Below are 12,653 nucleotides of genomic sequence, written 5' to 3' on the forward strand. Positions count from 1 at the left end.
TTACCGGTAAGGCGCGTCGAGTTCCAGATTCTTTGCGATCAGCCGTTCCCAGCGGTCGCCGTTGGCCAGCAGCCGGTCCTTGTCATAGAGCAGTTCCTCGCGGGTCTCGGTCGTGAACTCCGAGTTCGGACCTTCCACGATGGCGTCGACCGGGCAGGCCTCCTGGCACAGGCCGCAGTAGATGCATTTGACCATGTCGATGTCGTAGCGGGTCGTGCGGCGGCTGCCGTCGGCGCGCGGCTCGGACTCGATGGTGATGGCCTGGGCGGGGCAGATGGCCTCGCACAGCTTGCAGGCGATGCAGCGTTCCTCGCCGTTCGCATAGCGGCGCAGGGCGTGCTCGCCGCGGAAGCGCGGCGACTGCGGATTGCGCTCGAACGGATAGTTCACCGTGGCCTTGGGGCGGGCCATGTATTTGAACGACAGGCCGATCGCGCCGATGGCGTCGATCAGCAGTGCGCCCTTCGCGGCCTGGACGAGACGGTTCAACATTACTGGCTGGCTCCGGAGACGCCGCGGCAAAGCTCTTCCTTGCGCGGATCGTCTTCCTTTGTGATGCGGCACAGGCGTTCGCGCTCGGCATGCTGGCGCTGGATGCCCTCCTGCCGGCGTTCCCACTGATAGACCGACACGGGGTCGGCTTCATAGGTCGGGATGGTGCAGCCGCCGGCCATGGAGGCCAGCAGCACGAGGGTGAGGATCCGGGTCATGCGCCCACCGCGAACACGCGCCAGGCGGCGACGACGACGACGCAGACCAGCGAAGTCGGCAGGAAGATCTTCCAGCCCAGACGCATCAGCTGGTCATAGCGGTAGCGGGGCACGAAGGCCTTCACCAGGGCGATGAAGAAGAAGGCGACGACGATCTTGGCCAGGAAGGTGACCAGGTAGATCGCCTGCTCCAGCCAGCCCGGCAGGGCGTCCAGCCAGTCCTGCGGCACGCCCGGGTTCCAGCCGCCGAAGAACAGCAGGCTGATCATGGCGCACATGAAGACGATGTTGGCGTATTCGCCGATCATGAACAGCAGGTACGGCGTCGAGGAATATTCGACCTGATAGCCGGCGACCAGTTCCGACTCGGCCTCGGGCAGGTCGAACGGCGGGCGGTTCGTTTCGGCGAGCGCGGAGACGAAGAAGATCACCGCCATCGGGATCATCACCACGATGGTCGGCCAGGTGTCCGCCCCGCCGCCGAAGGCGAACCAGTTCCAGAACATGCCCTGCTGCTGGGTCACGATCGAGGTCAGGTTCATCGAACCCGCCAGCAGGATGACGTTGATGATCACCAGGCCGATGGAGACCTCATAGGACACCATCTGCGCCGCGGACCGCAGCGACCCCAGGAACGGATACTTCGAGTTCGAAGCCCAGCCGCCCATGATGATGCCGTACACGCCCAACGAGCTGATCGCGAAGATGTAGAGGATGCCGACGTTCAGGTCCGAGATCACCCAGCCCGGCGCGAACGGAATGGCCGCCCAGGCGATGAAGGCCAGGACGAAGGTCAGCAACGGCGCCATCAGGAACACCACCTTGTCGGCGCCGGCCGGCACGATGATTTCCTTGAGCACGAATTTGAAGAAGTCGGCGAACGACTGCAGCAGGCCGAACGGCCCGACGACGTTGGGCCCTTTGCGCATCTGCACGCCGGCCCAGATCTTGCGGTCGGCCAGCAGCAGGAAGGCCAGCGAGATCAGGATGCCGACGGTGACGAGCAGGATGCCGCCGACAGTGGCGAGGGTCCAGCCGAGCGGGGTGGTCCAGAAATCCATCGGTCCTTACTCCGCCGCCATGGCGACCGGGGCGATCCGCAGGGCGGACAGCTCGGTCATGGTCGCGCTGGCGCGCGTGATCGGGTTGTTCAGATAGGGGTCGCGCACCGCCGAGGTGAAGGCGACGTCGCCCAGGTCGCCCTTCTTGCCCAGCGAACCGGCGTCGAACGCCGCCGGCGTCGGCAGCCAGTCGATGCGGCCGAAGGTCGGATAGTCCGCCATCAGCTTCGCGCGCAGGGCGTCCAGCGTGTCGTACGGCAGGGTCTGGCCGACGCGCGCCGACAGCGCCCGCAGGATGGCCCAGTCTTCCTTCGCCTGACCCTTGGGGAAGACGACGCGTTCGGCCATCTGCACCCGGCCCTCGGTGTTGACGTACAGGCCCGACTTCTCGGTATAGGCCGCGCCCGGCAGGATCACGTCGGCGCCGTGCGCGCCGCGGTCGCCGTGGCTGCCCAGATAGACCCGGAAGGCGTCCGACGCCGTCGGATCGACCTCGTCGGCGCCCAGCAGGAACAGCACGTCCAGCGCCCCCGGCTTCAGCATCTCGCAGGCCGTCTTGCCGCCGTTGGCCGGCACGAAACCCATGTCCAGACCGGCGACGCGCGAGGCGGCCGTGTGCAGCACATTGAAACCGTTCCAGCCGTCCACGACCGCGCCGACCTTCTTCGCCAGGGCGCCGATCGCGTTCAGCACGGCTGGTCCGCCGGCGCCCGACAGCGCCCCGCCGCCGACGATGATCGCCGGCCGTTCCGCCCGGGTCAGCGCATCCATCGCCGCCTTGGGCAGCTTGACCAGCGTCTTCGAACCCGCGCCGAGGTAGCTGTATTCATACGTCAAATCGGCCTGTTCGCCGATCAGGCCGATCTCGCTGGTCCCCGCCAGCCACGCCTTGCGCAGCCGGGCGTTCAGCAGCGGCGCCTCGGTGCGCGGGTTGGAGCCGACGATCAGCACGGCGTCGGCCTTCTCGACCCCGGCCAGACCCGAGTTGAACAGCCAGCTCTCGCGCGGGCCATAGCCCAGGGCCGAGCCGTCCTGACGGCAGTCGGTGTTGGCCGATCCCAGGGCGCGGAACAGGTCCAGCGCCGCCTTCATCGATTCCGCGTCCTGCAGGTCGCCGGCGACCACCCCGATCCGGTCGGCCGCGGCCGCCTTCAGCCGGCCGGCCACGGCGTCCAGGGCCTCGTCCCAGGTCGCGGGCCGCAGCCGGCCGTTCTCGCGCACCCAGGGCTGGTCGAGCCTGCGCGCCTGCAGGCCGTCAACGGCGTAGCGGCTGACGTCCGACAGCCACTCCTCGTTGATGCCCTCGTTGACGCGCGGCAGGATGCGCATCACCTCGGCGCCCTTGGCGTCGGCGCGGATGTTCGAGCCCAGGGCGTCCATGACGTCGATGGTCTCGGTCTTCTTCAGCTCCCACGGGCGGTAGTGGTACTGCCACGGCCGGTGGGTCAGGGCGCCGACGGGGCACAGGTCGTTGACGTTGCCCGACAGCTCGCTGTCGATGTTCTTCTCGAGATAGGTGGTGATCTCGGCGTCCTCGCCGCGCGAGATCATGCCGATGTCCGGCACGCCGGCCACCTCGGTGATGAAGCGGACGCAACGCGTGCACTGGATGCACCGCGTCATGAACGTCTTCACGGTCGGGCCCATGTTCTTTTCTTCGACCGCGCGCTTGTTCTCTGCATAGCGCGAGCCGTCGCGGCCATAGCCCATGGCCTGATCCTGCAGGTCGCATTCGCCGCCCTGGTCGCAGATCGGGCAGTCCAGCGGGTGGTTGATGAGCAGGAACTCCATCACCCCTTCGCGCGCCTTCTTCACCATTGGCGTGTCGGTGAAGATCTCCTGGCCCTCGGCGGCCGGCAGGGCGCACGACGCCTGCGGCTTCGGCGGTCCGGGCTTCACCTCGACCAGGCACATGCGGCAGTTGCCGGCGATCGACAGCCGCTCATGATAGCAGAAACGCGGAATCTCGTGCCCGGCGCGCTCGGCGACCTGCAGCACGGTCATGCCGGGCTCGAACTCGGTTTCTACGCCGTTGACCTTGGCGACGGGCATCAGCGGGCCTCTTGCTCAGCAGCCACGGAATAGGTTTCCGTCGCAGTGCTCCCATCCGGGAGCGTCGTGTTGATGGTGATGGCGTCGCCGTCAAGGACGAAGCGGGCAACCGGATCGCCGGACTGGTTCATCCAGCGGGCCTGTTCGGGATTGGCGGCGCCGACCGGCTTCCAGGTGACGATATCCCCGTCGACCCGGCATTGCGCCCGGCGGCGTCCCCCGTCGACCGGGGCGCGCCACGAGGCGTTGACCACCTGGCCCTCCAGCCCGTCGATCTCGATAGCCGACAGGTCCTGTCCGTGGATCGCGGCCAGACCGGCCTTGCACACCCGGCGCAGATCGGCGGCGGTCAGCACCACCGGCACGCTGGCCTCGGCGTCGGAAGCCGGGTTCACGGCCGAGACCTTTTCCGCCGGCGTCGGCGCGACCTTTTCGGCGGCCGGGCCGCAAGCCGCCAGCGCAAGCGCCGCCGCCGCCATCACCCCCACCGCCGTCATCCTCGGGCTTGACCCGAGGATCGGACGTTCAGACGCACATCCGCGGATCGCCTTGCTCGACGGAGCGGCGGCGCCTCTGACCCTCGGGTCAAGCCCGAGGGTGACGGACAGGGTGCGGACCGACTTCATCCCTACTCCGCCGCGATCGCGTGGCCGGCGAAGTTCGCGCGGCGGCTGCGGTAGGAGGCGATGCGCTCCTCGATCTCGTGACGGAAATGCCGAATCAGCCCCTGCACCGGCCAGGCCGCCGCGTCGCCGAGGGCGCAGATGGTGTGGCCCTCGATCTGGGTCGAGACCTCCAGCAGCATGTCGATCTCGGACGGGTCGGCCTCGCCGACGGCCATCCGCTCCAGCACGCGCCACATCCAGCCCGTGCCCTCGCGGCACGGCGTGCACTGGCCGCAGCTCTCATGCTTGTAGAAATAGCTGATGCGGGCGATGGCGCGGACCAGATCGGTCGACTGGTCCATGACGATCACCGCCGCCGTGCCGAGGCCCGACCGCATCTCGCGCAGGCTGTCGAAATCCATCAGCGCGGTTTCGCTCATCTCGCGCGTGATCAGCGGCACCGACGACCCGCCGGGGATGATGGCCTTCAGATTGTCCCAGCCGCCGCGCACGCCGCCGCAATGGTCTTCCAGCAGCTGGCGCAGCGGGATCGACATCGCCTCCTCGACATTGCACGGCCGGTTCACATGGCCGCTGATCGACATGATCTTGGTGCCCGTGTTGTTCGGCCGGCCGAAGCCCGCGAACCACTCGGCCCCGCGGCGCAGGATGGTGCCCACCACCGCGATCGACTCGACGTTGTTCACCGTGGTCGGGCAGCCGTACAGGCCCGCGCCGGCCGGGAACGGCGGCTTCAGCCGCGGCTGGCCCTTCTTGCCCTCCAGCGACTCCAGCAGGGCCGTCTCCTCGCCGCAGATATAGGCGCCGGCGCCGTGGTGGATGTAGACGTCGAAATCCCAGCCATGGACGTTGTTCTTGCCGATCAGCTTCGCCTCATAGGCCTGCTTGACCGCCGCCTCCATGCGCTCGCGTTCCAGCACATATTCGCCGCGCAGATAGATGTAGCAGGCGTGCGCCTGCATGGCGAAGCTGGCGATCAGACAACCCTCGATCAGCAGCTGCGGATCGTGGCGCATGATCTCCCGGTCCTTGCAGGTCCCGGGTTCGGATTCGTCGGCGTTGACGACCAGATAGTGCGGCCGGTCCTTCACCTCTTTCGGCATGAAGGACCACTTCAGGCCCGTCGAGAAGCCGGCGCCGCCGCGTCCGCGCAGGCCCGAGTTCTTGACGTTGGTGATGATCCAGTCCCGACCGAGGTCGAGCATGTCCTTCGTCGCGTTCCACGCGCCCCGCTGCTTCGCCCCCTCCAGACCCCAGTCCTGGAGCCCGTACAGGTTGGTGAAGATGCGATCCTTGTCTTCGAGGATTCCGACCATGGTCAGTCCTGTCTCCCGCCGGGACCGGAGTCCTGGCTCAACTTGCTACGCGCCCAGATGACGATGCCCGCGCCGCACAGGGCCACGGCGCCGCCGACGATCGCGAAAATCTGGCCGTCCTCGCCGAGGAAGCCCATCAAGCCCGCGACGGCCATGCCGACGCCGACGACGATGTCCCCCAGCCCGGCGTACATGATGATCCGCCAGGTGGCGGGCGTGGGCGCGTCGGACATCACCCCTCCTCCCGCATGCGCTGGCGGTGATAGCGGGTGCGCATGAAGATGGCGCCGAGCATCAGCGCCCAGCCGAAGGCCAGGGCGCCATAGCCGACCCATTGCACCATCGGTCCGGCCGCGCCCGCATAGCCCGCGCCCCAGACCGCGACGGCGCCGAGAATGACAAGGGCGAACCCGGCCAGCCGCTGGTTGCGGCCGACCGCGCGCAGCTCGGCGCGGTATTCGGCGATCTTCGCCTCGTCGGAAAGATCAGGCTTTGACATCACCCGCCCCCCTTTCGCGACCGGGCAAACGTCGCCAGGCCCAGCAACACGAACATGACTCCCACGCCGTAGAAGGCGACCTCGTCTCCCAGCCATGCGGCGGCGAACCACAGCAAACCCGCGGCCGCAAAAAGGGCGCCGCCCGTTCGGGCGCTGATGATCCTGCGCTCCGTCATGCGGACACCGGATCGCTGTTGGGCAGCTTCCTGATCGGTTTGGCGGCTGAGCCGTCGTACAGTTTCGGATCGGTCAGGGTCAGGGCCCCGCCTTCCGGCTCCGAACTGGTGCGGCCCACGCGCGACCCCGGCTTCGGCTTCTTGCCGGCGGCGAAGTCGTCGATGATCTGGCCCATGGTTTCGGCAGTCAGATCCTCGAAATAGTAGTCGTTGATCTGGGCCATCGGCGCATTGGCGCAGGCGCCCAGGCATTCGACTTCCTGCCAGGTGAAGCGGCCGTCGGCGCTCAGCGTGTCCTTGGGCCCGATCTTCTTCTTGCAGACCTCCATCAGCTCGCCGGCGCCGCGCAGGGCGCAGGGCGTCGTGCCGCAGACCTGGATCAGGGCCGCCGTGCCGACCGGCTCCAGCATGAACATGGTGTAGAAGGTCGCGACCTCCAGCACCCGGATGTAGGGCATACCCAGCAGCTCGCCGATCGCGCGCAGCGCCGGCTCGGGGCACCATCCCTCCTGCTTCTGGACCAGCCACAGGATCGGGATCACCGCCGACTGACGGCGGTTCTCGGGATATTTGGCGATCCACCAGTCGGCCTTGGCCTTGGTCGCCCTGGAGAAGGCGAACGAGGCGGGCTGTTCCTTGGCGAGACGACGAACGCTCATCAGACTTCCATTTCAGAGGCGACGACGCCTTCGCCCATCATTTTCTTCCGCACGGTCAGCACCTTGTGCTGGCCTTGGCGGCGCAGCAGGAAGATGTGCTTCCACGCGTCCCCGCCGCTGTCGGTCACGGTGAAGCCGACCACTTCCCAGCCCTGCCGGACCGCATCGCTCAGGGGCTTGTCGCTCATCGCGCGGTCCCCATCCAGCGGCCCAGACGCTCGCTCCATACGGCGCGGCCGGCGTCGCGCAGGTCGCGCGACAGCCACGCCATCGGCGGCAGGAACCGCACCGCCATCTGGCCGGCGAAGATCGCCCCGCTCATCCACACCACCGAACGCAGATTGGCTTCCCAGAACCCCCGGCCCTCTTCCATATAGCCCAGCCGGTACGCCCCGCGCACAAGCGTAATCCCCGCCAGACCCGGCGCCGCCACGACCGCGCTGGCAAGGGCGAACTTCACCCCGCCCATGATCGCGCGCCGCTTCGGCGAAAAGGCCGCCTGCACCGCGACGGCGAACGTCAGCAGCGCGGCGAACCAGATCGCCTGCGTGGTGGTGAACACCGGATCGACGGCGAAGGCGCTCATTGCGGGGGGTACCTGTGCGCCGCGCTCAGTCGCGCGCGGGCGCGACGGCTGAATGGCAGGGCTGACCAGGACAGAACGCCAACAACGAGGCCGACCCAGGCCCATAACCACGCCGGGCCATCGTCCACGGTCGTCAACTGGCCGATGGCGAGCATGGCGAGAAGCGCGCCCCCCGGAGCCAGCATGAGCAGATTGTCCCTCGCCATGCCGGCGCGACCGCCGGGATGCCGTTGCACCTTGTCCGTCGCGAAACCCGTAACCACCAGCGTCAGCAGCAGGAGCCCGCCGGCCGTCACGCAGATGGTGGTCAGGATGGTCAGCAAGGTCCCGCTCACCGGTCCACTTCCCCGAACACGATGTCCAGCGAGCCGAGGATGGCCGAAACGTCAGCCAGCATGTGACCGCGGTTCATCCAGTCCATGGCCTGCAGCGAGCGGAAGCCCGGGGCCGAGATCTTGACCCGGTACGGCTTGTTGGTGCCGTCGCTGACCAGATAGATGCCGAACTCGCCCTTGGGGGCCTCGACCGAGGCGTAGACCTCGCCCTCGGGCGTGCGGAAGCCTTCGGTATAGAGTTTGAAGTGGTGGATCAGCGCTTCCATCGAGCGCTTCATCTCGCCGCGCTTGGGCGGGACGACCTTGTTGTCCTCGGTCATCACCGGCTCGCCGGGACAGTTGCGCAGTTTATGGATGCACTGCTCCATGATGTGCACCGACTGCTTCATCTCCTCGATGCGGCACAGGTAGCGGTCCCAGCAGTCGCCGTTCTTGCCCACGGCGATGTCGAACTCGAGATCGGCGTAGCACTCGTACGGCTGCGACTTGCGCAGGTCCCACGGAATGTCCGAGCCGCGCAGCATCACCCCGGTGAAGCCCCAGTCCAGCGCCTGCTGCTTCGACACCACACCGATGTCGACGTTGCGCTGCTTGAAGATGCGGTTCTCGGTGACCAGGGACTCGATGTCCTTCAGCGCCGCCGGGAACTCGCGGCACCAGCGGCCGATGTCGTCGATCAGGTCGTTCGGCAGGTCCTGATGCACGCCGCCAGGGCGGAAATAGTTGGCGTGCAGACGGGCGCCCGAGGCGCGCTCGTAGAACACCATCAGCTTCTCGCGTTCCTCGAAGCCCCACAGCGGCGGCGTCAACGCCCCCACGTCCATGGCCTGGGTCGTCACGTTCAGCAGGTGCGAGAGGATGCGGCCGATCTCGGAATACAGCACCCGGATCAGCTGCGCCCGGTACGGGATGTCGACGCCCAGCAGCTTCTCGATGGCCAGGCAGAAGGCGTGCTCCTGGTTCATCGGCGCGACATAGTCGAGCCGGTCCAGATACGGCACGTTCTGCAGATAGGTCCGCGCCTCCATCAACTTTTCGGTGCCGCGGTGCAGCAGGCCGATGTGCGGGTCGACGCGCGTCACCAACTCGCCGTCCAGCTCCAGCACCAGACGCAAAACACCATGTGCGGCAGGGTGTTGCGGGCCGAAGTTGATCGTGAATTTGCGGTCGTCCAGCGCCCGGGCGTGGTCGGTCAGGCCGTCGTCGAAGACGTCCGTCGCGCCGATCGGCAGGGGCGTGTTGTGTCCGTCAGCCATCAGGCCTTGCTCCCCGCGAGGCCCTGGGCCTTTTCGTCGCCCGGCAGGACGGTCGTCGCATATTCCGCGCCTTCCCACGGGGACAGGAAGTCGAAATTGCGGAACTCCTGGGTCAGTTTGACGGGCTCATAGACCACCCGCTTCTGCTCCTCGTCGTAGCGGACCTCGACATAGCCGGTCATGGGGAAGTCCTTGCGCAGCGGATGCCCCTGGAAGCCGTAGTCGGTCAGCAGCCGGCGCAGGTCCGGATGGCCCTCGAACAGGATGCCGTACATGTCGAACGCCTCGCGCTCGAACCAGTCGGCGCAGGGGAAGACGCCCACGGCGCTCGGGACCGGCTGGACCTCGTCGGTCGTCAGCTTGACCCGCACACGTGCGTTCCGCGTCATCGACAACAGGTGATAGACCACCTCGAACCGCTCCCTGCGATCCGGGAAGTCCACCCCGCACAGGTCCAGCAGTTGCTGGAAGCCGAACCGCTCCTTCAGCGCCGTCAGCACCTGCAGGATGTTCTGGCGCGTGGCGATCAGGGTCAGTTCGCCGAACGCGATCTGCGCCTCGACGCCCAGTTCCCCGACCATCTCGGCGCCCAGCGGCGTCAGGGCGGTCTCGATCTGCTGAATACGGGCGAGCGCGTTCATCGGTCGATCGTCCCCGTCCGCCGGATCTTCTTCTGCAGCTGCAGCAGCCCGTACAGCAGCGCCTCCGCCGTCGGCGGACACCCGGGCACATAGACATCCACCGGAACGACCCGGTCGCAACCCCGTACGACGCTGTAACTATAGTGATAATACCCGCCGCCGTTGGCGCAGCTGCCCATGGACAGGACGTAACGCGGGTCCGGCATCTGGTCGTAGACCTTGCGCAGGGCCGGAGCCATCTTGTTGGTCAGGGTGCCGGCGACGATCATCAGGTCCGACTGGCGCGGGCTGGCGCGCGGGGCCATGCCGAACCGCTCCATGTCGAAGCGCGGCATCGACGCCTGCATCATCTCCACGGCGCAGCACGCCAGGCCGAAGGTCATCCACATCAGCGAGCCGGTCCGGGCCCAGTTGATGACGTCGTCCAGCGAGGTGGTGATGAAGCCGCGCTCGCCCAGTTCGGCGTTCACGGCCTCGAAGAATTTGTCGTGGATGGCCGGATCATAGCCCTCGACCGACGACCGCGCGCCGGTGTTGAACATGGTCGTGCTCATCGGCCCGGCCAGACGCGAGGACGCCCCCGGCGCCACGGGCGAACTGCCCTGGTTGCCGACCCCGATCAGCGGGACGGTGTTCGTGGTCGTCACTCCCATTCGAGCGCGCCCTTCTTCCATTCGTAGATAAAGCCGACGGTCAGAACGCCGAGGAAGACCATCATCGACCAGAAGGCGAACACCATGCCCGCCTGCGACAGGTCGAACATCGACACCGCCCAGGGGAACAGGAAGGCCACTTCCAGATCGAAGATGATGAAGAGGATCGACACCAGATAGAAGCGGACGTCGAACTTCATGCGCGCGTCGTCGAAGGCGTTGAAGCCGCACTCATAGGCCGACAGCTTCTCCGAGTCCGGGTTCTTCGGGGCCAGCACCCAGGCCGCCAGCATGAAGCCGACGCCGAGCACCGCCGCGATCCCTAGAAAGATCACGATCGGCAGATATTGGAGCAGGAATGCATTCATCCGGGGGGACCTCGTCCGCCTTTGAAGGGAGGGGCGGATTCGGCGCTTTCTAGCCCCGGAACCGCGCCCGTTCAAACCCATGTGACGAAAGGTTTTTCTTGCGAACGGTTCGCAGATTTCGGGGCGCTCCCGGCGGCGGCCCGAACCGCGCCGGAACGGAGGAAAAACTGTCCCGAAGGCTCCTATCGTCGCTTGACAGTGCGAGCCGCCCCCGCCTAAACGACGCCCCTCGCCGCGACGCACCTCAGCGCCGCGGCCGGGATACGCGGGTGTAGCTCAGTTGGTTAGAGTGCCGGCCTGTCACGCCGGAGGTCGCGGGTTCGAGTCCCGTCACTCGCGCCACTTCTCCTGACCGGAGAGGTGGCGCGGATCCCCCGCCCCCCGAAAAGCTCCCGCAGCAGCGATCCTTACCGCGGTTTCATCTCCGCGCCGCAGTCTTGCCTTTTTCCGCTACAAACGTAACACTACAAATGTAGCGGAGAGTCTGGCGGCATGATCGAAACCCTTCCCCGGCGCGAACGCGAGGTGTTCGAGATCCTGTGCCGGCTGAAACGGGGCACGGCCGCGGCGGTGCGGCAGGCCATGGCCGGCTCGCCCAGCGATTCTGCCGTGCGGACTCTCCTGACCCGGCTGGAAGCCAAGGGCCTCGTCAGCCACCATGCGGAAGGGACGACCTATGTCTATGCGCCCGTGCCCCACCCCGGGACGGTCGCGACCGGCGCCCTGAACCGTCTGGTCGACACCTTCTTCGCCGGCTCCGCCGCCAGCGCCGCCACAGCCTTGCTGGGCCTGACGAAGAAGCTGAAGCCCGACGAACTGGCGGCCCTTGAGCGCGCCATCGAGAACGCCCGGGAGCGGGGATCGTGATCGCCGTCCTCCTGTCGCTGCTGATAAAGTCCAGCCTCGTGGCCGGGCTGGCGCTGTCGGCCGTCCGGCTGCTGACGGGACGGGCGCCGGCCGAACGCGTGACCCTGCTCCGCGCGGCGCTGGCGGCCCTGCTGGCCCTGCCCCTCGTCGCCCTCGCCGGTCCTGACCTGACCATCTGGCTGGCCGCCCCGTCTCCGGAACTCCCTGTCCCGGCGGTTCCGGCCCTGGCCGGAAACGCACAGGCCGCCGCGGCCGCCCCGGCGGGCCCGGGCCTTCCGACCTGGCTCGGCCTCGTCTGGAGCCTCGGCTCCGCCGTCATCCTCGGGCGCTTCGCCCTCGGGGTCCTGACCCTGTCCCGCTGGACCCGCGACGCCCGGCCCGTGTCCGAGCCCGCCTGGACCGCCCCGCTGCTCCGGATGGCCGGCCGGTCTCCGCCCCGCCTGCTGGCGACCGACCGCATCCCGTCGCCACTGAGCTGGGGCGTTCCGCCCGGCGTGGTCCTGATCGGCGCCGCCCAGTTGCAGCAGCCGCGCGACGCCGAGGCCGTACTGGCCCACGAACTGGCCCACATCCGCCGCCGCGACTGGCTGTTCCTCGCCCTGTCGCGGGTCGCCACGGCCCTGTTCTGGTTCAACCCGCTGGTCTGGCTGCTGCAGGGCGAACTCGCACGCCTCTCCGAGGAGGCCGCCGACGCCGACGCCCTGCGCCATGTCGAACCCGAGGCCTACGCCCGCACCCTGCTGGGCATGGCCGCCGACTTCACCCCCACAGCCGCCACCGGCATGACCGGACCGGCCCGTTCCCTCGCGAAAAGGATCACCAAGGTCATGACCCCGCGCCGTCCCGCC

19 protein-coding genes and 1 tRNA gene are annotated in these 12,653 nt (G+C 67.6%); 3 read left to right on the top strand and 17 right to left on the bottom strand.

The window, feature by feature from the left end:
• The 17 genes from nuoI to VN378_RS02605 form a co-directional block, all read right to left on the bottom strand.
• Complete coding sequence (gene nuoI / locus VN378_RS02525) at positions 1-492, bottom strand: NADH-quinone oxidoreductase subunit NuoI (protein WP_055829299.1); 492 nt, start codon at positions 490-492, stop codon at positions 1-3.
• Positions 492-710, bottom strand: a complete 219-nt coding sequence (locus VN378_RS02530; RefSeq protein WP_325740682.1) for a hypothetical protein — start codon at positions 708-710, stop codon at positions 492-494. The genes nuoI and VN378_RS02530 overlap by 1 nt, the downstream gene beginning before the upstream one ends.
• On the bottom strand, positions 707-1,771 hold the full coding sequence (gene nuoH / locus VN378_RS02535) for an NADH-quinone oxidoreductase subunit NuoH (RefSeq protein WP_325740684.1): 1,065 nt from the start codon (positions 1,769-1,771) through the stop codon (positions 707-709). The genes VN378_RS02530 and nuoH overlap by 4 nt, the downstream gene beginning before the upstream one ends.
• A 6-nt stretch (positions 1,772-1,777) precedes the next feature.
• Positions 1,778-3,823, bottom strand: a complete 2,046-nt coding sequence (nuoG, locus tag VN378_RS02540) for an NADH-quinone oxidoreductase subunit NuoG (RefSeq protein WP_325740686.1) — start codon at positions 3,821-3,823, stop codon at positions 1,778-1,780.
• Positions 3,823-4,320 (bottom strand): hypothetical protein, encoded by a 498-nt coding sequence (locus VN378_RS02545; RefSeq protein ID WP_325740688.1) that lies wholly within the window; start codon positions 4,318-4,320, stop codon positions 3,823-3,825. Before VN378_RS02545 ends, nuoG begins: the two co-directional genes overlap by 1 nt.
• A 131-nt stretch (positions 4,321-4,451) precedes the next feature.
• Complete coding sequence (nuoF, locus tag VN378_RS02550) at positions 4,452-5,765, bottom strand: NADH-quinone oxidoreductase subunit NuoF (RefSeq protein WP_325740690.1); 1,314 nt, start codon at positions 5,763-5,765, stop codon at positions 4,452-4,454.
• Between the two features lie 2 nt (positions 5,766-5,767).
• The gene (locus VN378_RS02555) at positions 5,768-5,998 is read right to left on the bottom strand and encodes a hypothetical protein (RefSeq protein WP_325740692.1); all 231 of its coding nucleotides are present in this window, start codon (positions 5,996-5,998) and stop codon (positions 5,768-5,770) included.
• Complete coding sequence (locus VN378_RS02560) at positions 5,998-6,264, bottom strand: hypothetical protein (protein ID WP_325740693.1); 267 nt, start codon at positions 6,262-6,264, stop codon at positions 5,998-6,000. The genes VN378_RS02555 and VN378_RS02560 overlap by 1 nt, the downstream gene beginning before the upstream one ends.
• Positions 6,264-6,440, bottom strand: coding sequence for a hypothetical protein (locus VN378_RS02565; RefSeq protein ID WP_325740695.1), 177 nt, complete (start codon positions 6,438-6,440; stop codon positions 6,264-6,266). The genes VN378_RS02560 and VN378_RS02565 overlap by 1 nt, the downstream gene beginning before the upstream one ends.
• Positions 6,437-7,099, bottom strand: a complete 663-nt coding sequence (nuoE, locus tag VN378_RS02570; RefSeq protein WP_325740697.1) for an NADH-quinone oxidoreductase subunit NuoE — start codon at positions 7,097-7,099, stop codon at positions 6,437-6,439. The genes VN378_RS02565 and nuoE overlap by 4 nt, the downstream gene beginning before the upstream one ends.
• A complete protein-coding gene (locus tag VN378_RS02575) occupies positions 7,099-7,287 on the bottom strand; it encodes a hypothetical protein (protein ID WP_325740699.1) in 189 nt (62 codons plus the stop codon). Before VN378_RS02575 ends, nuoE begins: the two co-directional genes overlap by 1 nt.
• Positions 7,284-7,685, bottom strand: a complete 402-nt coding sequence (locus VN378_RS02580) for a hypothetical protein (protein ID WP_325740701.1) — start codon at positions 7,683-7,685, stop codon at positions 7,284-7,286. The genes VN378_RS02575 and VN378_RS02580 overlap by 4 nt, the downstream gene beginning before the upstream one ends.
• Positions 7,682-8,008: a hypothetical protein gene (locus VN378_RS02585; protein ID WP_325740703.1), complete on the bottom strand. Its 327-nt coding sequence runs from the start codon at positions 8,006-8,008 to the stop codon at positions 7,682-7,684. The genes VN378_RS02580 and VN378_RS02585 overlap by 4 nt, the downstream gene beginning before the upstream one ends.
• Before the next feature lie 8 nt (positions 8,009-8,016).
• Positions 8,017-9,276 carry an NADH-quinone oxidoreductase subunit D gene (locus tag VN378_RS02590; RefSeq protein ID WP_325740705.1) on the bottom strand — a complete coding sequence of 420 codons (1,260 nt, stop codon included), beginning with the start codon at positions 9,274-9,276 and terminating at the stop codon, positions 8,017-8,019.
• Positions 9,276-9,890: an NADH-quinone oxidoreductase subunit C gene (locus VN378_RS02595; protein ID WP_414642205.1), complete on the bottom strand. Its 615-nt coding sequence runs from the start codon at positions 9,888-9,890 to the stop codon at positions 9,276-9,278. The genes VN378_RS02590 and VN378_RS02595 overlap by 1 nt, the downstream gene beginning before the upstream one ends.
• 23 nt (positions 9,891-9,913) lie before the next feature.
• On the bottom strand, positions 9,914-10,591 hold the full coding sequence (locus tag VN378_RS02600; protein WP_370461032.1) for a NuoB/complex I 20 kDa subunit family protein: 678 nt from the start codon (positions 10,589-10,591) through the stop codon (positions 9,914-9,916).
• On the bottom strand, positions 10,561-10,938 hold the full coding sequence (locus VN378_RS02605; protein WP_325740709.1) for an NADH-quinone oxidoreductase subunit A: 378 nt from the start codon (positions 10,936-10,938) through the stop codon (positions 10,561-10,563). Before VN378_RS02605 ends, VN378_RS02600 begins: the two co-directional genes overlap by 31 nt.
• 265 nt (positions 10,939-11,203) lie before the next feature.
• Here VN378_RS02605 and VN378_RS02610 point away from each other — a divergent pair.
• The 3 genes from VN378_RS02610 to VN378_RS02620 all read left to right on the top strand — a co-directional run.
• A tRNA-Asp gene (locus VN378_RS02610) sits at positions 11,204-11,280 on the top strand.
• Positions 11,281-11,430: 150 nt separating this feature from the next.
• Entirely contained in the window at positions 11,431-11,805 is a 375-nt protein-coding gene (locus VN378_RS02615) for a BlaI/MecI/CopY family transcriptional regulator (protein WP_325740711.1), read from the top strand.
• The coding region (locus VN378_RS02620) for a M56 family metallopeptidase (RefSeq protein WP_325740713.1) at positions 11,802-12,653 on the top strand (852 nt) is incomplete at its 3' end. The genes VN378_RS02615 and VN378_RS02620, both read left to right, overlap by 4 nt.

The organism is Brevundimonas sp. (assembly GCF_035561115.1).
Taxonomy (GTDB): domain Bacteria; phylum Pseudomonadota; class Alphaproteobacteria; order Caulobacterales; family Caulobacteraceae; genus Brevundimonas.